The sequence below is a fragment of the Nocardia brasiliensis IFM 10847 genome (genome assembly GCF_000710915.1).
In the GTDB taxonomy this organism is placed as follows: domain Bacteria; phylum Actinomycetota; class Actinomycetes; order Mycobacteriales; family Mycobacteriaceae; genus Nocardia; species Nocardia brasiliensis_A.
This window is the reverse complement of the sequence record NZ_BAUA01000204.1, coordinates 1-23,087: the sequence shown is the minus strand read 5'-3', so window position 1 is coordinate 23,087 and position 23,087 is coordinate 1. Positions and strand designations below refer to the sequence as shown.

22 protein-coding genes and 1 pseudogene are annotated in these 23,087 nt (G+C 68.9%); 5 read left to right on the top strand and 18 right to left on the bottom strand.

Annotated elements, in window-relative coordinates; translation table 11 throughout:
* Window positions 1-55: 55 nt before the first annotated feature.
* Entirely contained in the window at window positions 56-640 is a 585-nt protein-coding gene (locus NBRGI_RS40240; RefSeq protein WP_162836698.1) for a TetR/AcrR family transcriptional regulator, read from the bottom strand.
* A gap of 79 nt (window positions 641-719) precedes the next feature.
* On the opposite strand from NBRGI_RS40240, the gene NBRGI_RS40235 reads away from it, so the two are divergent.
* Window positions 720-1,565: an SDR family oxidoreductase gene (locus NBRGI_RS40235; RefSeq protein ID WP_029903142.1), complete on the top strand. Its 846-nt coding sequence runs from the start codon at window positions 720-722 to the stop codon at window positions 1,563-1,565.
* A gap of 10 nt (window positions 1,566-1,575) precedes the next feature.
* On the opposite strand, the gene NBRGI_RS40230 is transcribed toward NBRGI_RS40235, so the two are convergent.
* The gene (locus tag NBRGI_RS40230) at window positions 1,576-2,268 is read right to left on the bottom strand and encodes a YqeB family protein (protein WP_051728406.1); all 693 of its coding nucleotides are present in this window, start codon (window positions 2,266-2,268) and stop codon (window positions 1,576-1,578) included.
* Window positions 2,265-2,870 carry a TetR/AcrR family transcriptional regulator gene (locus tag NBRGI_RS40225; protein ID WP_029903138.1) on the bottom strand — a complete coding sequence of 202 codons (606 nt, stop codon included), beginning with the start codon at window positions 2,868-2,870 and terminating at the stop codon, window positions 2,265-2,267. Before NBRGI_RS40225 ends, NBRGI_RS40230 begins: the two co-directional genes overlap by 4 nt.
* Window positions 2,871-2,940: 70 nt before the next feature.
* Between NBRGI_RS40225 and NBRGI_RS40220 the strand changes: the two genes are divergently transcribed.
* The gene (locus tag NBRGI_RS40220) at window positions 2,941-3,378 is read left to right on the top strand and encodes a DUF6196 family protein (protein WP_029903136.1); all 438 of its coding nucleotides are present in this window, start codon (window positions 2,941-2,943) and stop codon (window positions 3,376-3,378) included.
* On the opposite strand, the gene NBRGI_RS40215 is transcribed toward NBRGI_RS40220, so the two are convergent.
* The 14 genes from NBRGI_RS40215 to pyrR all read right to left on the bottom strand — a co-directional run bounded on the left by NBRGI_RS40215 (window position 3,375) and on the right by pyrR (window position 20,652).
* Window positions 3,375-3,779, bottom strand: coding sequence for a subtilase-type protease inhibitor (locus NBRGI_RS40215; protein ID WP_029903135.1), 405 nt, complete (start codon window positions 3,777-3,779; stop codon window positions 3,375-3,377). The two genes, NBRGI_RS40220 and NBRGI_RS40215, sit on opposite strands and share 4 nt — an antisense overlap.
* A gap of 165 nt (window positions 3,780-3,944) precedes the next feature.
* Window positions 3,945-6,413 carry a primosomal protein N' gene (locus NBRGI_RS49465; protein WP_235211271.1) on the bottom strand — a complete coding sequence of 823 codons (2,469 nt, stop codon included), beginning with the start codon at window positions 6,411-6,413 and terminating at the stop codon, window positions 3,945-3,947.
* Window positions 6,414-7,156: 743 nt separating this feature from the next.
* Window positions 7,157-8,368 carry a methionine adenosyltransferase gene (gene metK, locus NBRGI_RS40205; protein WP_029903131.1) on the bottom strand — a complete coding sequence of 404 codons (1,212 nt, stop codon included), beginning with the start codon at window positions 8,366-8,368 and terminating at the stop codon, window positions 7,157-7,159.
* A 212-nt stretch (window positions 8,369-8,580) separates the two neighbouring features.
* Window positions 8,581-9,867, bottom strand: a complete 1,287-nt coding sequence (coaBC, locus tag NBRGI_RS40200) for a bifunctional phosphopantothenoylcysteine decarboxylase/phosphopantothenate--cysteine ligase CoaBC (RefSeq protein WP_228832169.1) — start codon at window positions 9,865-9,867, stop codon at window positions 8,581-8,583.
* Between the two features lie 22 nt (window positions 9,868-9,889).
* On the bottom strand, window positions 9,890-10,171 hold the full coding sequence (gene rpoZ / locus NBRGI_RS40195; RefSeq protein WP_014986448.1) for a DNA-directed RNA polymerase subunit omega: 282 nt from the start codon (window positions 10,169-10,171) through the stop codon (window positions 9,890-9,892).
* Between the two features lie 94 nt (window positions 10,172-10,265).
* Window positions 10,266-10,850, bottom strand: a complete 585-nt coding sequence (gene gmk / locus NBRGI_RS40185) for a guanylate kinase (protein ID WP_014986449.1) — start codon at window positions 10,848-10,850, stop codon at window positions 10,266-10,268.
* 8 nt (window positions 10,851-10,858) lie between these two features.
* Entirely contained in the window at window positions 10,859-11,179 is a 321-nt protein-coding gene (gene mihF, locus NBRGI_RS40180) for an integration host factor, actinobacterial type (RefSeq protein WP_014986450.1), read from the bottom strand.
* 613 nt (window positions 11,180-11,792) lie between these two features.
* A complete protein-coding gene (gene pyrF, locus NBRGI_RS40175; RefSeq protein WP_029903127.1) occupies window positions 11,793-12,617 on the bottom strand; it encodes an orotidine-5'-phosphate decarboxylase in 825 nt (274 codons plus the stop codon).
* 45 nt (window positions 12,618-12,662) lie between these two features.
* Window positions 12,663-15,989: a carbamoyl-phosphate synthase large subunit gene (gene carB, locus NBRGI_RS40170; protein WP_029903125.1), complete on the bottom strand. Its 3,327-nt coding sequence runs from the start codon at window positions 15,987-15,989 to the stop codon at window positions 12,663-12,665.
* Window positions 15,989-17,128, bottom strand: a complete 1,140-nt coding sequence (carA, locus tag NBRGI_RS40165; RefSeq protein ID WP_029903123.1) for a glutamine-hydrolyzing carbamoyl-phosphate synthase small subunit — start codon at window positions 17,126-17,128, stop codon at window positions 15,989-15,991. Before carA ends, carB begins: the two co-directional genes overlap by 1 nt.
* Window positions 17,125-17,646, bottom strand: coding sequence for a PH-like domain-containing protein (locus NBRGI_RS40160; RefSeq protein WP_029903121.1), 522 nt, complete (start codon window positions 17,644-17,646; stop codon window positions 17,125-17,127). Before NBRGI_RS40160 ends, carA begins: the two co-directional genes overlap by 4 nt.
* Window positions 17,647-18,960 (bottom strand): dihydroorotase, encoded by a 1,314-nt coding sequence (locus NBRGI_RS40155; protein ID WP_029903119.1) that lies wholly within the window; start codon window positions 18,958-18,960, stop codon window positions 17,647-17,649.
* A gap of 20 nt (window positions 18,961-18,980) precedes the next feature.
* Window positions 18,981-19,940 carry an aspartate carbamoyltransferase catalytic subunit gene (locus tag NBRGI_RS40150; RefSeq protein ID WP_029903117.1) on the bottom strand — a complete coding sequence of 320 codons (960 nt, stop codon included), beginning with the start codon at window positions 19,938-19,940 and terminating at the stop codon, window positions 18,981-18,983.
* 76 nt (window positions 19,941-20,016) lie between these two features.
* Window positions 20,017-20,652 carry a bifunctional pyr operon transcriptional regulator/uracil phosphoribosyltransferase PyrR gene (pyrR, locus tag NBRGI_RS40145; protein WP_029903115.1) on the bottom strand — a complete coding sequence of 212 codons (636 nt, stop codon included), beginning with the start codon at window positions 20,650-20,652 and terminating at the stop codon, window positions 20,017-20,019.
* Window positions 20,653-20,903: 251 nt separating this feature from the next.
* Between pyrR and NBRGI_RS40140 the strand changes: the two genes are divergently transcribed.
* Window positions 20,904-21,770 (top strand): alpha/beta fold hydrolase, encoded by an 867-nt coding sequence (locus NBRGI_RS40140; RefSeq protein WP_029903113.1) that lies wholly within the window; start codon window positions 20,904-20,906, stop codon window positions 21,768-21,770.
* Between the two features lie 34 nt (window positions 21,771-21,804).
* On the opposite strand, the gene NBRGI_RS40135 is transcribed toward NBRGI_RS40140, so the two are convergent.
* Entirely contained in the window at window positions 21,805-22,176 is a 372-nt protein-coding gene (locus NBRGI_RS40135; protein WP_148311148.1) for a hypothetical protein, read from the bottom strand.
* Between the two features lie 288 nt (window positions 22,177-22,464).
* On the opposite strand from NBRGI_RS40135, the gene NBRGI_RS40130 reads away from it, so the two are divergent.
* Complete coding sequence (locus NBRGI_RS40130; RefSeq protein ID WP_029903109.1) at window positions 22,465-22,665, top strand: DUF7489 domain-containing protein; 201 nt, start codon at window positions 22,465-22,467, stop codon at window positions 22,663-22,665.
* A gap of 83 nt (window positions 22,666-22,748) precedes the next feature.
* Window positions 22,749-23,087, top strand: a pseudogene (locus tag NBRGI_RS40125) (alpha-ketoglutarate-dependent dioxygenase AlkB); the annotation flags it as partial.

The window sequence follows — 23,087 nt, the reverse complement described above, 5'->3', positions numbered from 1 at the left end:
TCGACGATATATCGGCAATGCATCGAACGCAAGAGCCTTTGGCGAACAAGGCGACTCAGCTCACGAGCGAGTCGATCCAACGCGCCAGTCGATCCCCCTCCCTCGCCATCAACGCTGGATCGCGAAACGTGTTGGTGAGCAATGAGATTCCTTGATAAGCCGCGATCAGCGCGACGGCCAGCTCGGCCGCGTCGGCGCGACCCATCGCGGCGAACTGCCCCTCGACCCAGTCGACCAACCGCCGCATGACCTCGGCGAGCTCGCGGTCCAGACCGTCGGCCCGCTTGTCCAGTTCGGTCGCGAGCGTCCCCGACGGGCACCCGATCCGCGCGGCGGTCTCCCGCTGATCGACCCACCCACGAATCAGCGCTTTGAGCCGATCCTGCGGCGCGGGCAACTGCTCGAGCAGGGCGATCAGCTCGGTCAAGGTGTGGTCGTGCGCACCGATCGCGGCGCGGACCAGTTGATCCTTGGTCTTGAAGTAGTAGTAGACGTTGCCGACCGGCACGTCGGCAGCGTGCGCGATATCGGCGATGGTCGTCTTCTCCACCCCTTGCTCGTGGAACACCCGGGCCGCTGCCGCGCCGAGCCGTTCCCGCTTGCCGCCTTTCGGCCGCTCCCCGGCCACTGAGTTAGTCACCCAACTCACTATAGACAGACTGGGCAGGCGCGACTATGTTCGATTTAGTCAGTCAACTAACTAAGAAGGATTCGACAGCATGATCGTGGTCACCGGAGCAACCGGAAACATCGGCACACACCTCGTACAGACGCTGGCCGACGCCGGCGCGAGCGTCACGGCGGTATCGCGGGGCAACCGGCCGAGCGAATGGCCCAGCAGCGTGCGGTCGATGCGCGCCGACCTCGCCGATCCCGGCAGCCTCGCCCCCGCCGTCGCGGGCGCCGACGCGCTGTTCCTGCTCATCACCGGCGAGCAACTGGTCGACGGTCCGGCGCCCGAGCAAGTGCTCGCGGTCGCCGCGGCGGGCGGGGTCCGGCGGGTGGTGTTCGTTTCGTCGCAGGGCGTGGCGACCCGGCCCGGCGCCGCGGGCTATGCGCGGTTGGCCGCGTTCGAGGACGCCATTCGACGGTCCGACCTGGAGTGGACCATCCTGCGACCCGCGGGCTTCTACGCCAACACCTACGCGTGGGCCGAATCCGTGCGCGCGGACCGCACGGTCGCCGCGCCCTTCGGCGCCGTCGGCCTGCCGTCGATCGACCCGGCCGATATCGCCGCGGTGGCAGCCGCCGCGCTCCGCGAAGACGGACACGCCGGGCAGACCTACACGCTGACCGGCCCCGCGCTGAGCACGCCGCGGGACCAGGCGGCGGCCATCGGGGCGGCACTCGACGCACCGGTGCGTTTCGTGGAATTGACTCGGGCGCAGGCGTTTACCGCCATGGCGCGGTTCATGCCGGAGCCGGTGGTCGAGCACACACTGGCGATCCTCGGCACGCCGACCGCCGCGGAACTCGAACTCAGCGCCGATGTGCAGCGCGTGCTCGGCCGCAAGCCGGCGAGCTATGCGCAGTGGGCACAGCGCAATCGCGCGGCGTTCGCCTGACCCTCGGCTTTCACACCTGATCGAAGAAGCGAATGTGCTGCTCGCCCTGACGGTCTCGGACATCGACGCCGAGGGCGAGCAGTTCCTCGTCGAGTTCTTCGACCGCGAGCGGCTTTTCGTCGGCCAGCGCCCGCCGCCGCGCGCGCAGCACGGCGTCGACGGCGGGGCCGGACTCCGGGCGGCCGTCGACCCAGCGCAGGAAGTCCGCGGCGAACGGATCGTCCTGGTCGAGCCAGGGATAGCCGTGGTCCCGGAACGCCTGCTCGATATCGTTGCGGGACAGGTCCTTTGCGCCGAACCGGGCCAGCGGGCGGCGCGACCGGTCGGTGAGCACCAGGTCCGCGCCTTCGCGGAACACCGCGGCGACGCTCTTGCGCGGCACGTGCCGTGCCCGGCCGTTCTGCGAGAGCTCGACGTGGTCGTCGGCGACGGTCAGCGCGAGCGCCTCGTGGCGGGCCACCTCGAACAGCACGATCCCGGCGACCACGCCGACGACGGAGGTGACCGGTACCAGCCACACCGGCGGCACGGTCATCGCGATGCGCAGCGGGCCCGGCGTCGCATCGAAGGTATCGATCACCCAGCGCCCGATCGGGCGGACGACGAACCCGAGCCCGACGCCGAGCAGCAACCCGCCGATCGAGAACGCCCAGGCCCACAGGACGGAAAAGCGCAGGACAGTGGGTGCGGAGGCAGTGGTCATGGTTGATCCGTCACGGTCGGTCGCAGCAGCCGGGACACGGTCGCGCGCACCAGCGGGCGCGGATCGTGCGGGTGCGCGGGATCGGCGTCGAGAAAGGCCGCGTCGACGATCGCGAGAATCCAGCGCGCGGTCTGCGCGGGCGGGAAACCGGCGTCCAGCTGCCCCGCGCGCACCCCGCGCTCCAGCAGCGTGGTGAGCGCTTCGGCGCTGAGCCGCGCGTCCTCCAGCACCACCCGAGTCAGCTCCTCGTCCTGATCGATGCGCCGCAGCAACTCGACCATCAGTCCCGGCGCCACCGGGTCGAGCGCCTCGGCGGCCAGCGCTTCCACGATGTCCAGGACAGCCGCCACGCAGTCGGTCCGATCGATGTGGCGCGCAATGACTTCGGCGTGTTCGGGAATCGAGGCCTCGAAGATCGAGCGGAAGACTGCGGCCTTGTCCTTGAAGTAGTAGAAGACGCTGCCCGAACTCATCCCCGCGACCCGCGCGATCTGCGTGGCGGTGGTGTTCTCGTAGCCGTGCGAGCCGAACAGCTCGGCGGCCGCGGCCGTGATGGCGCGGCGTCGCTCGGCGACTCGATCGGGATCCACGGTGCGTGCCATGCGGCGATCGTATCATTAACTGATCGACCAGTTAAATAATTATCGAGGCTGGGGTTGTTACCGTGGCCCCGTGGTGGACATCAGCATCGAGACCGAAGACCAAACCGCCCAACGCCTTCGGCGCGTACTCGCGTCCGCGGAGCTCGAGGTGCAGCCGGGTGTGTGGTGTTTTCGGGAGAGCCCGCTGGCCGAACCGCCGCAGCTGTCCGCCCGCACGCTGGCCGTGGTCCGCGACGCCGAGAGTTGGAGCGCGCTCGTCCCGTTCGCGGAGGCCGACGGGCCCGACGTGGAAAAGTTCGGCCTGTTCTCGTTCCACTTCCCCACCGGCATGGACAACAGCGGGTTCGTGGGCTGGCTCGCGGGTCACCTCAAACGAGCGCTGGGCACCGGGGTGTTCGTGGTGTGCGGGAGCAACCGGGAACGGGGAGGCATCTACGACTATTGGGGCTGCCCGGTCGAGCTGCTGGCCGCCGTCGAGCGTGAGATCGAGACGCTGCGCTCGCCCTAGAACACGGGGGTGGTCTTGGCGCGCAGTTCGCAACTGTTGCTGAACTGCTTCTCCCACTTCACCGCTTTGCCCTGCCAGGTGCCGGTCGCCGTCGCGGTGACCGGATCGTAGACCTGCGCGCACATCGTGCCGGGATCGCCGGCCAGCTTGTCGAAATCGCCGCCCGCGCCGATCAGCGCGGCGCACGCGCCATCGGGATTCGAGTGATCGCCACCGGCCGGTTCACAGGTGAGCGAGACGCGCGTTGGCTGCACGCCCAGTGTCTGGCCCGCGCTCACCGCGAGGTCGAGGGTGGTCCTGGCCGGAGCGGAATCGGACTTCCCGCAGGCGACGGACGTGGCGAGGGTGGCGAACGCAAGGCACACGGTCGCGAGGATGCGGCGGAGCGGAGTCGTCGGCACGTGGAGAGTTAAGCACGGGCGATCCGCGCGCGGGACCAACGCGCCGAGGGGTGGACCAGCCGGTTTCGCGAGTTTGGTGGGCAGGTGTCGGCCGGACGTGAGAGTCCTTTGCGGCGACAACGCGGTGCGCAGGCGCGAAAGAACGTGCCGACGGCCGTGGACGCCTCAGCCGATATCGACCGGATCGATCTGGACGCGCAGCGGCGCATCGGAGCGGTGCGTACTGCGGACCGCTTGGGCGGCGGTGAGGGCACGGGCGAGCGCGGCGCCGGATCTGCGGTCCACCCGCAAGAGGATCCGTTCCACCTCGGCCGGGGAATCGCCGGAGGAGAAAGGCTTGCGGGCCGCGGGTGGCAGCGGGACCGGACCCAGCACGACGACATCGTCGGGAAGGGTTGCGGTGGAGAGCAATTCGGCGATCGAATCGGAGGTGCCGTCGATCGCCGCCATGCGCACCGCGGGCGGGAAACCGACCTCGGCGCGACTGGCCAGCTCAGCCCGGGCATGGCCGACCGGATCCCAGCGCAGCAGCGTCTGCACCGTGGGAATCGAGGGCTCCGCGACGACGAACACCTGACCGTGCGAACGCACCAGCGTCGCCGCGGTCATCCAGCGACGCAACGCGTCCTCGGCCGCGCGCAGATCGGCACGGCCGAGCAGGGCCCAGCTGTCCAGCAGCAGCGCCACCCCATAACCACCGGGCAGCACCGGTTCCGCGCCGACCGTGGCGACCACCACCTGCGGGCCGGGCTCCACGGTGTCGAGCATTGCGCCGCCGCTCGAACCGCGGATCGGAACACCAGGGAAGGCCCGGCCGAGTTCCTCGGCCGTCCGGATCGCGCCGATCACCACCGCGCGCAGCGCCCGCGAACCACAGGCCTGACAGCGGAACGCCGCCTCCGTGATACCGCACCAGCGACAGCTCGGACTGTGCGCGGGCTCAGGCGCATGTCGTTGCCCCGCCCGGCCGTCCGGCAGCGCGAGCGGACCGTTGCAATGACGGCACCGCGCCGGGGTCCGGCATTTCGCACAGGCCAGCGCCGGGACGTAGCCGCGACGCGGCACCTGCACCAGCACGCCCGCGCCCTCCTTCAGCGCGGATCGGGCGGCGGCGAAAGCGACCGCGGGGATACGGACCGCCCGCGCGACCGGGTCCCGTTCCAGTGCGGCATCGGAATCGCCGGGCACGCTGATGCGCGGGGAAGCTTTGCGCACCACCGCCCGGTCTGCCACCAGATCGTGCGCCCACCCGGTTTCCACGACCGCCTGGATCTCCGCCGTTCGTGCGAAACCCGCCGCGACGAACGCCGCCCCCGTCTCGTGCGAGCGCAGCATGGCCACTTCGCGCGCATGCGGATACGGTGCGCGTGGCTCGGCGTAGGTGTCGTCGCCGTCGTCCCAGATCGCGATGAGCCCGAGATTGTCGGCGGGCGCGAAAACCGCGCTGCGAGTCCCGACGACTACCCGCGCCGTCCCGCGCAACACCGAAAGCCAGCGCCGATACCGTGCGGCCGGACCCAACCCCGCCGACAAACCGACCGCCGAATCCCCCAGCAGCCGTTCACATTCCGCCAGCACCCGGTCGAGATCCCGCTGATCCGGCACCATCAGAATCGCACTGCGTCCCGCACTCGCCACCGTCGCCGCCAACTCCGCGAGCCGACGCGGCCAATCCTCCCCCGGCAGCGCCTGCCAAGCCGCCCGCGGCCCCTTCCCCTGCGCCAGCGCCGTAACAAACGCCGGACCGTGCACATACCGATGCCAAGCATCGGGAACCTGCACACCCGGCGATTCCTCGGCGGTCGAATCCCCTTGCACCACAACGCCGACGCTGTCTCCGATCGCGACCGAAGGGACACCGGTCAACGACCCGGTCTCGGCTGCCTCCCCCGGCGATCGAGGCGAAGAATCATCCGCATCCGTCCGCACCTCATCAGTGGAATCCGACTGTTCGGCAGCATGGTTCGACGCACCGGGCGACGCTGCGTCGACTTGGGACGACGATGTCGAATCCGGTTGTCGCGAGTCGGGTTCCGGGCCGACAGATGAGCCGGACGCGGACAGCGGCAGTGCGGCGGTGGAGACGCCCTGCGTGGACTCGCGAGGCGACGCGACGGAGATGCGCCGTGGAGAAGGCGCGGCACCGTCTCGCTCATCGGTCGAGCTGAGGTTGTGAGCGGAGTCGTCCCCGGGGACGTCTTCCTCCTGTTCCTCGCGACCGGGATCGTCGGACGTGCTGCCCTCGTCGTTCGCGGAAAGTTCTTGTGCGGTCGCGGATTTCTTTTTGCCACCGGTTTCGGTGCGGGCGTGGCGGGGTGGGATGGCGAGGCGGAGGACATCGGCGCGGGTGCCGGCGTAGCGGGCGGCTACGGCGGTGGTCAGTTGGCGGATTTCGGGGGTCAGGACGCGTTCGGCGGAGACGACGCGTTCGAGTTTCACCAATTTGCCGCCGTGGTCGCTGCGCGCGCGGCGCTCCAGAAGGTAGCCGTCGACCAATCGTCCGGCGAAGCGGACGCGCACGCGCACACCCGGTTGCGCGAGTTCGTCCAGCTCGGGAGGGACCAGGTAATCGAAGTCGCGGTCCAGGTGCGCGGGCGACAGCAAGGGGAGCACCCGGGCAATCGGGTACTCCATGCTCGCAGTCCCCACCGGCAGAACCCCTTGCGAGGCAGGGGCATCCGCCGTCGGCTCGCTCACGCAGGTCTGGTCGGCTCAGCCGCCGACCGTGGCATGCCAAAAATCCCCGTCATCGACAGGTCGCATTGCGCCCTGCTCAGTAGCGGCACACGGCTTTTCGCAACGCATCGGCAACCCCCGCCCAGACCGGGCCGACCTGCCTTGACCATGGCCGCTGCGCGATCCGTCGGCGAGTCGTCACCGCTCGGCCGGTAGCGAAAACCGGCCCCCGAACCCGGCCGCAATGGACGGCCCGAGGGCCCTCGAAACACCCACCCGGGGATAGCCCCCCTTGACATCACGTGACGGCTAGAGGACCACTGACAGCCTGCCGCCGACCGCCGGAGGCCACCACTCGACGACGCGTCAGACCCTCGACGCACACCGAGATTCCCGCACCCGTTCTGCGCTCCCGCACCCACTCCACCACGCCACAGCCGGTGCGCGAACACGGAACCCGCGCGGGAACGCACAACCCGGGCCACGCGCGGCGACGCCACCACTCCGCATCCGTTCTGCGCTCGTGCACCCGCTCCACCACGCCACAGCGGGTGCGGGAACGCAGAAACCGGGCGTGAACGCACAACGGGTGCGGCGACCTGCGCGCGCGGCACCCGCGAACCAGCCCGGCGGAAGGAAGGGTCGGTCCGCGCGAAGTCCAACCGCGGGAGGCGGAACGACGCCCGGACCGACGTCTCCATCTACAGGCCGACGGCTGCGCGCAGCTTGTCGGCGCGGTCGGTGTGCTCCCAGGGCAGGTCGACGTCGGTGCGGCCGAAGTGGCCGTACGCGGCGGTCGGGGCGTAGATCGGGCGCAGCAGGTCCAGGTCGCGGATGATGGCGCCGGGGCGCAGGTCGAAGACCTCTTTGATCGCGGTGGCGATGCGCTCCGGGTCGACCTTTTCGGTGCCGAAGGTTTCCACGAACAGGCCGACGGGCGCGGACTTGCCGATGGCGTAGGCCACCTGGACCTCGACGCGCTCGGACAGGCCGGCCGCCACGACGTTCTTGGCGACCCAGCGCATGGCGTACGCGGCAGAGCGGTCCACCTTCGACGGGTCCTTGCCGGAGAACGCGCCGCCGCCGTGGCGGGCCATGCCGCCGTAGGTGTCGACGATGATCTTGCGGCCGGTCAGGCCCGCGTCGCCCATCGGGCCGCCGAGCACGAACTTGCCGGTCGGGTTGACCAGCAGGCGGATCTCGGAGGTGTCCAGGCTGGGTAGTTCGAGGTCGGCCAGCACCGCGTCGACGACCTTTTCCCGGATGTCGGGCGCGAGCAGGTTGTCCAGGTCGATATCGGCGGCGTGCTGGGTGGAGATGACCACCGTGTCCAGCCGGACCGGACGATCGCCGTCGTATTCGATGGTGACCTGGGTCTTGCCGTCGGGCCGCAGGTAGGGCAGCACGCCGGACTTGCGCACCTCGGTCAGCTTGCGCGACAGGCGATGCGCGAGCGCGATGGGCAGCGGCATGAGTTCGGGGGTGTCGCTGGTCGCGTAGCCGAACATCAGGCCCTGGTCGCCCGCGCCCTGCTTCTCGATCTCGTCATCGGAGCCGCCGACCCGCGCCTCGTGCGAAGTGTCCACACCCTGCGCGATATCCGGCGATTGCGCGCCGATCGCGATATTGACGCCGCAGGAATTGCCATCGAATCCCTTTGCCGAGGAGTCGTATCCGATTTCGAGAACCTTTTCCCGGACGATGCGGGGAATGTCGGCATATGCGGAGGTGGTGACCTCACCCGCGACGTGGACCTGGCCGGTCGTCACGAGGGTTTCCACCGCGACCCGGCTGCGCGGGTCCTCGGTCAGTAACGCGTCGAGAATGGAATCGCTGATGGCGTCACAGATCTTGTCCGGGTGACCTTCGGTCACGGACTCACTGGTGAATAGCCGGCTGCCGGACGTGCGCACAGTTCTTCCCTCTCCCTCACGGGTCATTCGTACGATTTGCGACAGTAACGCGATGCCGTCGCCGCGCAAACCCTTCGTTTCAGACTATGGCAAACCACTGACGCGCTGGACTCGGAGAGACCTGACTCTCCCGCAGCGGGATCGATCGTTCACCCTGACGTCACTCGGTTGATGATAGTTCCTGGGGCATTATCCCAGTCGCGCAATGAGTTTCAGCGCAACAGCGGGCCGAGCGCGTCGAGCACACGGCTGGCGAGCAGCGCTTTCGACCCGTGATCGAGCGACTGTTCGGTACCGTCCGCACCGAGCAGCCAGCCGTTGTTGGTGTCGACCTCGAACGCCTTGCCTTCGCCGACCGCGTTGACCACCAGCAGATCGCACCCCTTGCGGGCCAGCTTGGCCCGCGCGTAGGTGAGCACGTCGCCGTGTTCGTCACCGGTCTCGGCGGCGAATCCGACGATCGCGGTGCCGGGCAGCTGTCCGTCCCGCCGGGCCTGCACCAGGCCGGCGAGGATATCGGTGGTCTTGGTCAAGGCGATGACGTCGGGTTCGCCCGCGCCCTTCTTGATCTTGGCCGCGGCCACGTCGGTGGGCCGGAAATCGGCCACCGCCGCCGCCATGATCACCGCGTCGGCGCCGACCGCGTGCTTGTCCACCGCGGTCTTCAACTGCTCGGCGGTGGTGATGTGCACCAGGTCGACGGCCGCGGGTGCGGCCATCTCGATCGTGTTGCCCGCGATCAGCGTGACGTGCGCGCCGCGCTGTGCCGCGACCCGGGCGAGGGCGTAGCCCTGCTTGCCCGAACTGCGGTTGCCGAGGAAGCGCACCGGATCCAGCGGTTCCCTGGTGCCGCCCGCGGTGATCACCACGCGGCGACCCTCGAGGTCACGCGGGATGGCGTCGGCACGTTCCAGCAGCAAGGTGGCCAGTCCGAAGATCTCCTCGGGCTCGGGCAGCCGTCCCGGTCCGGTGTCGGTGCCGGTGAGCCGACCCGACGCGGGCTCCATGACGATCGCACCGTGGGCGCGCAGCGTCGCGACATTGGCGACGGTCGCCGGATGCTCCCACATCTCGGTGTGCATCGCGGGCGCGAACACGATCGGACATCGGGCCGTCAGCAGCGTCGCGGTGAGCAGGTCGTCGGCGCGGCCCTGGGCCGCGCGTGCCATCAGGTCGGCGGTCGCCGGGGCGATGACCACGAGGTCCGCCTCCTGGCCCAGCCGGACATGCGGCACCTCGGGCACGTCGGTGAACACATCGGTGTGCACCGGGTTCCCGGACAACGCCTCGAAGGTGGCCTTGCCGACGAACTGCAACGCCGACTCGGTGGGGATCACCCGAACCCGGTGTCCGGTCTCGGTGAACCGCCGGACCAGCGAGCAGGCTTTGTAGGCGGCGATACCGCCGCCGACGCCGACGACGATCCGTAGGGTGCTCACTGTGCCTCCGGCTGCTGGTTCATCCCCGCGCCGCGGGGAATTCGGTACCGCGGCGTCCATCGGACGACGCGCACACTCGGGCCTACTCGCCTTCGGAGTGCTCGAGCAGGTCGGAGTGGATCTCGCGCATGGCAACCGAGAGCGGCTTCTCCTGCAGGCCGGGCTCGACCAGCGGGCCGACGTATTCGAGGATGCCGTCGCCGAGCTGGTTGTAGTAGTCGTTGATCTGGCGGGCCCGCTTGGCCGCGTAGATGACCAGGGCGTACTTGGACGAAGTGCGCTCCAGCAGCTCATCGATCGGGGGGTTGGTGAGGCCGATCGGGGTGTCGTATGCGGGAACGGTCTTGAGGTCCGTACTGCTCACTAGGAGGGCTCCTGCGCGTTGGAGGTGGTGGCCGGGCTGGGCCCGGCCGGGCTGGTGAACCCGAGCGTGCCGGACCGGCCGCAGCCGGTCGGGGTCACGAACTCGAATTTGTGCTAACGAACAACGATACCAACTGCTCACAGGCGCTGGTCACCTCGTCGTTCACTATGACGATGTCGAACTCGTCACAGGCCGCCAGTTCGGTCCTGGCGGTTTCCAACCTGCGGGCGATCACCTCGGGCGATTCGGTGCCGCGTGAGGTGAGCCGGGAGACCAGCTCGTCCCAGCTCGGCGGCGCGAGAAACGCCAGGGTCGCCTCCGGTATCGCTTTGCGTACCGAGCGCGCGCCCTCGAGGTCCACTTCGACCAACACCGGTAGACCGTCCGCGAGAGCGGCCCGTACCGGCGCTGCCGGGGTGCCCGAACGCTGCAAGCCACCGTGAATATCCGCCCACTCGAGCAGTTCGCCCGCCTCGATCATGGCGTCGAACTCTTCCCGGGACACGAACCGATAGTCGAGACCGTCGACCTCCCCGGGCCGCGGAGCCCGGGTCGTTGCCGACACACTGAAGATCAGGTGCGGCAGTCGCTCGCGGACGCAGCGGACCACGGTGGACTTGCCAACGGCCGAGGGGCCGACCAGTACAACCAGCCGACCCTTCCGCGTGTGTTCGACCACCCTCGTTATCAGGCGTCGAAGTCGAACCGGGCCAGCAGCGCCTTGCGCTGCCGATCGCCCAGTCCGCGCAGCCGCCGGGTGGGGGCGATCTCCAGTTCACTCATGATTTCCGCCGCCTTGACCTTGCCCACCTTCGGCAGGGCCTCGAGCAGCGCCGACACCTTCATCTTGCCGAGAATCTCATCGGACTCGGCATCGGTGAGGACCTGCTTCAGGTTGGTGCCGCCTCGCTTCAGGCGCTCCTTGAGCTCCGCCCGAGCGCGGCGAGCGGCAGCCGCCTTCTCCAAAGCAGCGGCGCGCTGCTCGTCAGTCAGCTGGGGAAGGGCCACGGTTCCTCCGTCTCATCGTTCATTGCATCAACTCCTGCCGGTAACCCGGCAGTCTCAGCGACCGTACCCACGGCATCCGCAGATTGCGAACCCACCCCCCAGGTCAGCGCATGATTCCGGATGCCGTAGACGCGAGAGCGAGGCGCATCGCACGGGCCCTCTACCGCTGCGCAGATCGTACCGCCGAAATCGCGAAATGCCCCTTCAGCAGGGAGTTTTCACATCCGACACACGTTAGCCAGCAGGTTGCGGTGACGTGACATGCGACGCTGGCAAACCCGGACGAGTCCGACCAGGAACTTTCTCGGAATTTTCCGCGTGTCGTGCTGCCTTTCAGCGTGTCGCGCGCCACAGTCCGGTCAAATGACCGGTTGGGCGCCGCCGCGGCCGTGCGCCGGACCAAGCCCCGCACCGCACGCTGACGCCATTCTGCGCGGTTGAAGGCTTGATCGGGCCGGATAGACCGATCCTGGGCAAAATCCGCCTGGCGGGGCGTACAGGCCCCGCTACGGGCCGCATGCACGCGTGCACATGACCGCACCCGAGCAGCGCGCTCCGGCCGCAAAAAGCACCGAGACCGGCGCTGGTGCGCCGGTCTCGGAGTTCGTTTCATTTATTTCTGGAGAAACGCGAACGCTTCCTGGAATCGGGCCAGCCCCGCCCGTAGCGCGGGCACGTCCGGTCCGTCGCGCAGCACCTCGCGCGACACCGCGGGCACCGCCGCCCGGAACATGGCCTCGGGGACCAGCTCACGGATGGTTTCCGGCCCGCCGCCCTGGGCGCCGACACCCGGCATCAGGATCGGTCCGTTCAGCGCCGACAGGTCCGGGGCGTCGGTCAGGGTCGCGCCGATCACGACGCCGACCGAGCCGAAGCCCGCACCCGCGTTGCGCGCGGCGGCCTCGTCGACCATCAGTTGCGCGACCGTGCGGCCCGCCCCCGTGTCGACCCGTTGCACCTGCGCCCCTTCGGGGTTCGAGGTGGCGGCCAGCACGAACACCCCGCGATGCGCCGCCGCGGCCAGGTCCAGAGCCGGTGCCAGCGAACCGAATCCGAGGTACGGCGACACCGTCACCGCATCCGAACCCAACGGGCCCGCACCCAGCCAGGCCTGCGCGTACGCGTCCATGGTCGAGCCGATGTCGCCGCGCTTGGCGTCGGCGAGCACCAGCGTGCCGGAGGCCCGCAACACCTCGATGGTGCGCTCCAGCACCGCGATTCCGGCCGAGCCGTAGGTTTCGAAGAACGCCACCTGCGGCTTGACCATCGCGACCCGGCCGTCGAAGGCCTCGACGCAGATCTCCGCGAACTGCTCCAGTCCGTCCGCGTCCACGCTCAGCCCCCAGGACGCCAGGAGTCCCGGATGCGGGTCGATGCCGACGCACACCGGCCCGAAATGCGCCATGGCGTGCTGCAATCGGTCACCGAAGGTCTTCATCGCGCCGGCCTCCTTCCGTGTCCTGCGGCGCGTCCGCCGTCGCGATCAGCCACGCAGCACCGAGTGCAGTTCCTGCAGCGACCGCACCCCGATCCCGCCGTTGATGCTGGCCTCGATGCCCTGCACCGCGGCCGCCGCACCCTGCACGGTGGTGATGCACGGGATGTTGACCCCCACCGCGGCACTGCGGATCTCGTAGCCGTCCACGCGCGGACCGGAGTTGCCGTAGGGGGTGTTGAACACCATGTCGATCTCGCCGTCGCGGATCTGCTCGACGATCGTGGGCTGCGGTGCGCCCGACTCGCCGGACGCCGTCTCGGGTTCGGAGTGCTTGCGCACCCGCTCGCACGGAATGCCGTTGCGGCGCAGCATCTCCGCGGTGCCCTCGGTGGCCAGGATGCGGAATCCCAGGTCGTGCAGGCGCTTCACCGGGAACACCATGGCACGCTTGTCCCGGTTGGCGATCGAGACGAACACCGTGCCCTCGGTGGGCAGCGACCCGTAGGCGGCGGTCTGGCTCTTGGCGAAGGCCGTGCCGAAATCGGCGTCGATGCCCATCACCTCGCCGGTGGACTTCATCTCCGGCGAGAGCAGCGAATCCACGCCGGTGCCATCGGCCTTGCGGAACCGGTGGAACGGCAGCACGGCCTCCTTCACGGCCACCGGCGCGTCCAGCGGGACGTGCCCGCCGTCGCCTTCACCCGGCAGCATGCCTTCCTTGCGCAGCTGGGCGATGGTGGCGCCGAGCATGATCCGCGCGGCCGCCTTGGCCAGCGGCACCGCGGTGGCCTTGGACACGAACGGAACCGTCCGGCTGGCACGCGGATTCGCCTCGAGCACGTAGAGCACGTCGTCCTTGAGCGCGTACTGCACGTTGAGCAGGCCCTTGACCCCGATGCCCTTGGCCAGCGCCACGGTCGAACGGCGCACCGCCTCGATATCGCTGCGGCCCAGGGTGATCGGCGGCAGCGCGCACGCCGAGTCACCGGAGTGGATACCGGCCTCCTCGATGTGCTCCATCACGCCGCCGAGGTAGACCTCCTCGCCGTCGCACAGCGCGTCGACGTCGATCTCGATCGCGTCCTCCAGGAAACGGTCCACCAGCACCGGATGTTCGGGGCTGAGCTCGGTGGCCCGGGAGATGTAGCCCTCCAGGGACTGCTCGTCGTAGACGATCTCCATGCCGCGCCCGCCGAGCACGTAGGACGGCCGGACCAGCACCGGATAACCGATGCTCGCGGCGATCTTCTTGGCCTGCGCGAAGGTGGTCGCGGTGCCGTACTTCGGCGCGGGCAGTCCCGCCGCGACGAGCACATCGCCGAATTCGCCACGGTCCTCGGCCAGGTCGATGGCGGCGGCGCTGGTGCCGACCACCGGCACGCCCGCCTCGGTGAGCCGCTGCGCGAGGCCCAGCGGGGTCTGCCCGCCGAGCTGCACGATCACACCGGTGACCCGCCCGGACTCGCTTTCGGCGTGGTACACCTCGAGCACGTCCTCGAAGGTGAGCGGCTCGAAGTAGAGCCGGTCGGCGGTGTCGTAGTCGGTGGAGACGGTTTCCGGGTTGCAGTTGACCATCACGGTCTCGTAGCCGGCCTGCGAAAGGGTCTGCGCCGCATGGACACACGAGTAGTCGAACTCGATGCCCTGGCCGATCCGGTTCGGGCCGGAACCCAGGATGATCACCTTGTCCCGCTCGCGCTGCGGCGCGACCTCGGACTCGGCGGCGGGATCGAGCTCGTAGGCCGAGTAGTGGTACGGGGTCTTGGCCTCGAATTCGGCGGCGCAGGTGTCGACCGTCTTGAACACGGGACGCACCCCGAGCCGGTGCCGCAGCGCGCGAACGCCCGTCTCCCCGGCCAGTTCCGGGCGCAGCGCGGCCAGCTGACCGTCGGACAGGCCGTAGTGCTTGGCCCGCCGCAGCAGCGGCTCGTCCAGCACCGGCGCGTCGATGATCTCGGTACGCAGCTCGACCAGGCCGGCGATCTCGGCGACGAACCAGGGGTCGATACCCGATGCGGCGGCGACGGTTTCGATGCTCGCACCCAGGCGCAGCGCACGCTCGACCTGATAGATGCGGCCCTCGGTCGGGGTGCGCAGGTCTTCCAGGATCGCTTCCACGTCGGTCCACTTGCCGTCGGCCTGGGTCCAGAAGCCCGCGGCCTTGGTCTCCAGCGAGCGCAGCACCTTGCCGAGCGCCTCGGTGAAGTTGCGGCCCAGCGACATCGCCTCGCCGACCGACTTCATCGTGGTGGTCAGCGTCGGGTCGGCGCCGGGGAACTTCTCGAACGCGAACCGCGGCGCCTTGACCACCACGTAGTCCAGCGTCGGCTCGAAACAGGCCGGCGTCTCCTTGGTGATGTCGTTGACGATCTCGTCCAGGGTGTAGCCGATGGCCAGCTTGGCGGCGATCTTGGCGATCGGGAAACCCGTTGCCTTGGAAGCCAACGCGGACGAACGCGAGACGCGCGGGTTCATCTCGATGACGATCAGGCGGCCGTCGGCGGGGTTCACCGCGAACTGGATGTTGCAGCCGCCGGTGTCCACGCCGACCTCGCGCAGGATCGCGATGCCGAGGTCACGCAGCTTCTGGTACTCGCGGTCGGTGAGCGTCATGGCCGGGGCGACGGTCATCGAGTCGCCGGTGTGCACGCCCATCGGGTCCACGTTCTCGATCGAGCAGACCACCACGACGTTGTCGCGGCCGTCGCGCATCAGCTCGAGCTCGTATTCCTTCCAGCCCAGGATGGATTCCTCGATGAGCACGTTCGCGGTGGGCGAGGCGGCCAGGCCGCCGCCGGCGATCCGGTCGAGGTCGTCGTGGTTGTAGGCCATGCCCGAGCCGAGCCCGCCCATGGTGAACGAGGGCCGCACGACCACCGGGAAGCCGAGTTCGCCGACCGTTTCACGGACCTCGTCCATCGTGAAACAGACGCGCGAGCGGGCGCTTTCGCCGCCGACCTCGGCGACGATGTCCTTGAACTTCTGCCGGTCCTCACCGCGCTGGATGGCCTCGAAATCGGCGCCGATCAGCTCGACGTTGTACTTCTCCAGCACCCCGTTCTCGTGCAGCGCGACCGCGGTGTTCAGCGCGGTCTGTCCGCCCAGGGTGGCCAGGATGGCGTCCGGGCGCTCCTTGGCGATGACCTTCTCGACGAACTCCGCGGTGATCGGCTCCACGTAGGTGGAGTCGGCGAACTCGGGGTCGGTCATGATGGTCGCCGGGTTGGAGTTCACCAGCGAGACGCGCAGGCCCTCGGCCCGCAGCACCCGGCAGGCCTGCGTGCCGGAGTAGTCGAATTCGCAGGCCTGGCCGATGACGATCGGGCCGGAGCCGATGACCAGGATGTGTTCGAGGTCGGTACGACGTGGCATCAGATTCCCTTCCGCTGCGCGGCCGGGCCGCCTGCCATGAGACCGGCGAACCGGTCGAAGAGGTACGCGGCGTCGTGCGGACCCGCGGCGGCCTCCGGGTGGTACTGCACCGAGAACGCGCGGCCGTCGACCAGCCGGACGCCCTCGACGGTGCCGTCGTTGGCGCAGACATGGCTCACCTCGGCCTTGCCGAACGGGGTGTCGAACTGTTCGCCCTGCTCGCCCTCCAGCGCGAACCCGTGGTTCTGCGCGGTGATCGAGATGCGCCCGGTCTCGTGCTCGACGACCGGGATGTTGATGCCGCGGTGGCCGAACTTCATCTTGTAGGTGTCGCGGCCCAGCGCCCGGCCCAGGATCTGGTTGCCGAAGCAGATGCCGAACAGCGGCAGCCCGCGCTCCAGCACGCCCTTGGTCAGCGCGACCGCGCCGTCCTGGGTGGCCGGGTCGCCGGGACCGTTGGACAGGAACACCCCGTCCGGGTTCAGGTCGAGGATCTGCTCGAGCGGCGCGTTCGACGGCACCACGTGCACCCGCATGCCGCGCTCGGCGAACATGCGCGGGGTGTTGGTCTTGATCCCGAGGTCGACCGCGACCACGGTGAAGCGCCGGTCGCCGGTCGGCTCGATGGTGTACATCGCGTCGGTGCTCACCTCCTCGGCCAGGTCGGCGCCGAGCATCGACGGCTGACCGGTGACCCGGGCCAGCAGCTCGTCGGTGTCCGCGAGCGCGGGACCGGAGAAGATGCCCGCCTTCATCGAGCCGCGGGTGCGCAGGTGCCGCACCAGCGCGCGGGTGTCGACCCCGGCGATGCCGACGATGTCCTGGCGCTGCATCGCCTCGGGCAGCGTGGTGGTGGCGCGCCAGTTGGACGCGCGCCGCGCGGGATCACGCACCACGTAGCCGGCGACCCAGATCTTGCCGGACTCGTCGTCCTCGTCGTTCCAGCCGGTGTTGCCGATCTGCGGCGCCGCGGCGACCACGATCTGACGGTGATAGCTGGGGTCGGTGAGGGTCTCCTGGTAGCCGGTCATCGCGGTGCAGAACACCGCCTCGCCGAGCGTCTCGCCCACGGCGCCGTAGGCCGCGCCGCGGAACACCCGGCCGTCCTCCAGCACCAGAGCAGCTGCTTGCTGTGTCATCCCTCGTCGTCTCCCGTCGTCGTGCTGGTCTGTTCGCTCGGCAGGCCCCGCGTCCAAGCCGGGTACACCGACTTGTCGTCACCCCGGAAACCGGTATCGATCTCGGTCCCGGTGGGCAGCTGCCAGCGAATTACCAGCACACCATCCTGTGTCATTACTTTCCCCGCGTGCCCGCGCTCGGTGCGCACCGCGGTGATGGACTCCTGCGGAATCCAGATCACCGTCGCGCCGTCGCGCTCGAGCAGAATCCCCCGTTCGAACCGGGTCAGCTCCGCGGTGGCGCGGAAACCCAGGTCGCCCACCGTGATCCGGTCCTGCCAGCTCGGCGCGATCGTGCTGCCGAGGTAGAGGCCGGTGGTCGGCTCCAGCACCTGCGCGCCGAGATCGGCGGGCACGGTGGGCAGTTCGCCGATCCGGTCCGTCTGCCGCGCCGCCCGGTTCTGCCAGCCTCGATACATCAACCAGACGCACAAAGCGAACAGCGCGAGCAGGCCGATCACCCACAGCGTTCTTTCCACTTACGGACCTCCTGTGCCCTGCGGTGCCGCTTTGCCCTCGCGGGCGGTTACTCGTCCCCTGAGCAACGTCGTTGTCACTCGGGCCGGAAACGTCATGTCCTCGAACGGGGTGTTGTTCGAGATGGACGCGAGTTCCTTCGCGCGCACCGTCCAGGTGGCGTCCGGGTCGATCAGCGTCAGGTTCGCGGGCTCGCCGACCTCGATCGGCCTGCCGTGCTCGTCGAGACCGACGATCGCGGCGGGCCGCTCACTCATCACGCGGGCCACGCCGCGCCAGTCCAGCAGGCCGGGCCGCACCATGGTCTGCACGATGATCGACAGCGCGGTCTCCAAGCCGAGCATGCCGGGGCGGGCGGCAGCGAACTCGCAGCACTTGTCCTGTTCGGCGTGCGGGGCGTGATCGGTGGCGACGCAGTCGATCACGCCGTCGGCCAGGGCCTGACGCAGCGCGGCGGCGTCGGACGCCTCGCGCAGCGGCGGGTTGACCTTGTTGACCGCGTCGTAGGTTTCCAGGCGTGAGTCGTCCAGCAGCAAATGGTGCGGGGTGACCTCGGCGGTGATCGAGATCCCTTGCGCCTTGGCCCATTTCACCAGCTCGACGGTGCCCGCGGTGGAAGCGTGGCAGATGTGCACGCGCGCACCGGCATCGCGGGCGAGCAGCGCGTCGCGCGCCACGATCGACTCCTCGGCCGCCCGCGGCCAGCCGGCCAGACCGAGCCGGGCCGCGGTCGGGCCCTCGTGCGCGATCGCGCCGACGGTGAGCCGCGGTTCCTCCGCATGCTGGGCGATCAGTACGCCGAGCGTGTTCGCGTACTCCAGCGCGCGCCGCATGAGCAGCGGATCGTAGACACAGTGCCCGTCGTCGGAGAACATCCGCACCGCGCCGACACCCGCTGCCATGGTGCCCATTTCGGCGAGCTGCTTCCCTTCGAGCCCGACCGTGACCGCACCCACCGGGTACACGTCGACCAGGCCGACCTCCTGCCCGCGCCGCCACACGTGATCGGTGACCACCACCGAGTCGGCGACCGGGTTGGTGTTGGCCATCGCGAACACCGCGGTGTAACCGCCCAATGCGGCTGCGGCGGAACCGGATTCGATCGTCTCGGTATCCTCGCGGCCGGGTTCGCGCAGATGCGTGTGCAAGTCGACGAAACCGGGGAGCAGGATCTGGCCCGCCGCGTCGATGATCTCGGCATCCGCACTTGCGGCCACGTCCGTGCCGATCGCGGCGATCACGCCGTCGCGCACCAGCACGTCCACCGGCTCACCCTCGCCGTATACCCGCGCTCCCCTGATCAGCAATTCACTCATGACGCCTTCGCTGTTCGTCCTCACGCGATCGCCTCCTGGGTGCCGACCATCAGCCGGAACAGGACGGCCATCCGCATGTGCACTCCGTTGGTCACCTGCTGCAGGATCGCGGACTTCGGCGAATCCGCCACCGGCGACGCGATTTCCATGCCGCGCAACATCGGGCCCGGATGCAGCACCACCGCGTGCTCGTCCAGCAGCGCCATCCGGCGCTCGGACAAGCCGTAGTTGATCGAGTACTCGCGGGCTGACGGGAAGAACCCGCCGTTCATCCGCTCCGCCTGCACCCGCAGCATGAGCACCGCGTCCGCGCCGGGCAATTCGGCGTCGAGCGAGTGCGCGACCCGAGCGGGCCAGCTGTCCGCGCCCACCGGCAGCAGCGTGCGCGGCGCGACCAGCACCACCTCGGCGCCAAGGGTGTCGAGCAGGAAGACATTCGAGCGCGCAACCCGGCTGTGCAGGATGTCGCCGACGATGACGACCCGCTTGCCCTCGATATCGCCGAGCCGCTGGCGCAGCGTGAGCGCGTCCAGCAGCGCCTGCGTCGGATGCTGGTGCGTGCCGTCGCCCGCGTTGATGATCGCCGGACCCGACGTGCGGCCGGACTGCACGGCCCAGGCATCCATCCAGCGCGCGATCTGGTGTGCCGCACCGGAAGCCGGATGCCGGACGATCAGCGCGTCCGCGCCCGCCGCGTGCAAGGTGAGCGCGGTGTCGCGCAGCGACTCGCCCTTGGACACCGACGAACTGCTGGCGCTGACGTTGATCACGTCGGCGCTCATCCACTTACCCGCCACCTCGAACGACACCCGCGTGCGCGTGGAGTTCTCGTAGAACACCGTCATCACGGTGCGACCGCGCAGGGTCGGCAGCTTGTGCACCTCACGGCCGAGCAGCGCCTGCTCGAAACGTTCGGCCTCGTCGAGCAGGGCCGTCGCGCCGGCCCGATCCAGATCAGTGACCGTCAAAAGGTGCCTCACGACTCCACCTCGCTGACGCTCGGTTCCGCCGTAAGCCATTCGGCCGCTGTGTCGATGGTTCCCTCGCTGCGCTCGCTCACGACTCAGTCTCCTGCCGCAGATAAACCCCGTCCCGCCCGTCGTGTTCGGTGAGCAGGACCGAGATGTCCTCGGCGCGGGAGGTGGGCACGTTCTTGCCGACGTAGTCGGCGCGAATCGGGAGTTCGCGGTGGCCGCGGTCGATGAGCACCGCGAGTTGCACGGCGCGGGGACGGCCGAGGTCGCGCAGTCCGTCGAGGGCGGAGCGCACGGTGCGACCGGAGAACAGCACGTCGTCGACGAGCACGACCAGCGCGTCCTCGATCCCGCCCTCGGGCACCGAGGTGCGCTCCAGCGGCCGGTGCGGCCGGGTGCGCAGGTCGTCGCGGTAGAGGGTGATGTCGAGCGAGCCGAGCGCGGGCCGGACGCCGGAGAATTCCTGGATCTTGTCCGTGAGCCGCGCGGCCAGTGAGGTGCCGCGGGTAGGAATGCCGATCAGCACCACGCGCGGGGCGTCGGTGGCGCCCGCGTCCAGCGCGGTCTTCTCGATGATCTGATGCGCGATCCGCGCGATGGTCCGACTGACATCGGAAGCCGACAACAGCTCCCGTCCTGCCCCCACCCATTCCGGGGTGTGTCGCTGCGATGTCTCGGCAGCGCCGGACTCGGCGGCCCGATCTTCGGGCACAGCCATGCCGACCTCCTTCCCCGCCTCACGGGACGGTCCGTTAAAGGATGTCTTACGGCAAGCAGCGTAACAGCGGCCGCGACGCGGCTTTCACCTGGTATAGGCGGTGTGAGCGGTGCCACGGACCGGTTGTGAGCGGTGCCACGCGGTCGATCCGATATGCCCGTTTCCTCGGGAGATATATGCGTAACCGACAGTAGCGTTAAACGGAGTGGTGTGACACGCTACATAGGAAGCCGCGAACCACGGGAGGGTCAATGGCGACCGATATCTCTGCCGACGAGTCCAACCGGATCACCACTTTCCAGCGCGCCGGGCTGGTGTTCCCGGTGCGTGACACCGGACCGCTCACCGGCGAACCGGTGCTGCTGCTGCACGGCTGGCCGCAGGATTCGCGCAGCTGGACGCCGGTGGCGGAACTGCTGAACAAGGCCGGTTACCGAACCTTCGCGCCGGATCAGCGTGGCGCCAGCCCGACCGCGGCGCCCCGCGGCCGCCGGGCGTACCGGATGGACGAACTGGCCGCCGACGTCGAGGCGATGATCGAGCAGATCGGGCGGCCCACGCACGTGGTCGGCCACGACTGGGGCGCCGTGGCCGCTTGGGCGGCGGGGATCACGATGCAGGATCGCCTGCTCTCGCTGTCGGCGCTGTCCGTACCGCATCCCGGCGCGTTCGCCCGCGCGATGGTGACCAGCAAGCAGGGGCTGGCGTCCTGGTACATGTACCTTTTCCAGCTGCCGCTACTCCCCGAACTGCTGCTGCGTTCGGGCTTGTTTCCCCAATTGCTCCGGCGGACAGGACAATCCGCCGAGGTCGCCGCCCGCGACAGCGCGCGCGTGCGGGACCGGACAATCGCCCGCGGCGGCCTGAACTGGTATCGCGGCATGCCTTTCGGCTCGCCGCGGATGCTGCGCGGGCATGTCACCGCACCCGTGCTGCAGATCTGGAGCGACGGGGACACCGCTGTCCTCGACACCGGGAACAAACTGTGTGCGCGCTACGCGGACGGCCCTTTCCGCCTCGAGGTCCTGTCCGGCGTCTCACACTGGATCCCCGAGGAGGCGCCGGAACCGACGAGCCGATTGCTGGTCGAACATTTCGCGACGAGCAGCGCCCGCTGATCCGCTGGGGCGCAACAACATCACCCCGGCGACACTATCCGGCGGCGGCGTCGAACAGGCACCGCACCAGCTTGTCCGTTACGTCTCGTTCGCTCACTTCGGCGACACCCCCGCCGACCGCGTCGACGCACGCCCGAGCACGGTCCACGTCCCGCTTGAACCGGCCGTTCTCTTTGCCGTCCTCGATCCGCTGATCGATCTCGTTCTTCACACAACGCACGAATAGGTCTGTGCGCCAACCGGCGTCGCGTAATTGATGAACGCATAAGCGCGCGGCGGGTTTGAAAACCTTGTCCGGTTCGACGGTTCCGGCTTCGGCCACCGCCGCCGCGGCCAGCAGCATCCCGGTCAGCGCCGTGGCGACGGCGAACGGCACGACGGAAAGTGGGCGACCTGCAGGGGACATCCCGGCTCCTTCATCGACGAGCATTTCGGCACAGCGCTTACGGCCGCACCACAATTCGGGGAGTGATATCGCGTATTCGACGCCGCGACACTTCCGGATGGGCGCAACCACAGCTTCGCCACCGGCGAGGTCGGCCCCGTCCGCATCGGGGATGTCCCTGCCTACATCTCTGGTATCCCCCGACATACACCGCTGAGGCGATGCCCCGGACCTGCGTCCTGCACAACACTGAGATCGCCCCGCGAATGGCGCGGCAAAGGTGCGCACTCGAAACGAGGAGCCGGACAAATGGCACAGCAAGAATGGCAAGGGACCGTTGTCGAGAAGTCACGCGGACTGCTGGACGGGTCCAATCTCTACCGCCGCCTGGTTGTGCGGCTCGGCGACGGCAGCACCCTCGAGGTGCGGGTGAATCGCTCGTTGTGGAATTCGCTCGAACCGGGCGATTCGGTATCCAAACAGGCCGGAGCGGACCCTGCGAAGGACTGATCCCAACGACGTGCTCGTCCCTTTTCATGACGGCGACAAGAAACCGCTAGCACATATGTTCGATCGGCGGTACTGTCGGCAGCATGTCGACACCGTTGCAGGGATCACTGCTCGACGGGTTCGGTGACACCGAATTCGGGTCGCTGCGGCATGCGCGCCGCACGACTTTGGACCACGGCGCCTGGGTGGACGTGCTGCCCGGCTGGCTGTCCGGCGCCGACGCACTGTTCGAGCGGCTGGTCGACGACGTGCCGTGGAAGGCCGAACGCCGGCCGATGTACGACCGCGTCGTCGACGTCCCCCGCTTGCTCAAGTTCTACGAAGAACACGAACCGCTCCCCGATCCGGCGCTGGCCGACGCGCGCCAGGCCCTCACCGAGCACTATCACCGAGAACTCGGTGAGCCGTTCCGCACGGCCGGG

Excerpts from the sequence above, each read along its gene's own strand:
- NBRGI_RS40235 (WP_029903142.1), top strand. The coding sequence starts at position 720 with ATGATCGTGGTCACCGGAGCAACCGGAAACATCGGCACACACCTCGTA.
- NBRGI_RS40230 (WP_051728406.1), bottom strand. The coding sequence starts at position 2,268 with ATGACCACTGCCTCCGCACCCACTGTCCTGCGCTTTTCCGTCCTGTGG.
- NBRGI_RS40225 (WP_029903138.1), bottom strand. The coding sequence starts at position 2,870 with ATGGCACGCACCGTGGATCCCGATCGAGTCGCCGAGCGACGCCGCGCC.
- NBRGI_RS49465 (WP_235211271.1), bottom strand. The coding sequence starts at position 6,413 with ATGGAGTACCCGATTGCCCGGGTGCTCCCCTTGCTGTCGCCCGCGCAC.
- coaBC (WP_228832169.1), bottom strand. The coding sequence starts at position 9,867 with ATGGACGCCGCGGTACCGAATTCCCCGCGGCGCGGGGATGAACCAGCA.
- pyrF (WP_029903127.1), bottom strand. The coding sequence starts at position 12,617 with ATGAAGACCTTCGGTGACCGATTGCAGCACGCCATGGCGCATTTCGGG.
- carB (WP_029903125.1), bottom strand. The coding sequence starts at position 15,989 with ATGCCACGTCGTACCGACCTCGAACACATCCTGGTCATCGGCTCCGGC.
- carA (WP_029903123.1), bottom strand. The coding sequence starts at position 17,128 with ATGACACAGCAAGCAGCTGCTCTGGTGCTGGAGGACGGCCGGGTGTTC.
- NBRGI_RS40155 (WP_029903119.1), bottom strand. The coding sequence starts at position 18,960 with ATGAGTGAATTGCTGATCAGGGGAGCGCGGGTATACGGCGAGGGTGAG.
- pyrR (WP_029903115.1), bottom strand. The coding sequence starts at position 20,652 with ATGGCTGTGCCCGAAGATCGGGCCGCCGAGTCCGGCGCTGCCGAGACA.
- NBRGI_RS40140 (WP_029903113.1), top strand. The coding sequence starts at position 20,904 with ATGGCGACCGATATCTCTGCCGACGAGTCCAACCGGATCACCACTTTC.
- NBRGI_RS40135 (WP_148311148.1), bottom strand. The coding sequence starts at position 22,176 with ATGTCCCCTGCAGGTCGCCCACTTTCCGTCGTGCCGTTCGCCGTCGCC.
- NBRGI_RS40130 (WP_029903109.1), top strand. The coding sequence starts at position 22,465 with ATGGCACAGCAAGAATGGCAAGGGACCGTTGTCGAGAAGTCACGCGGA.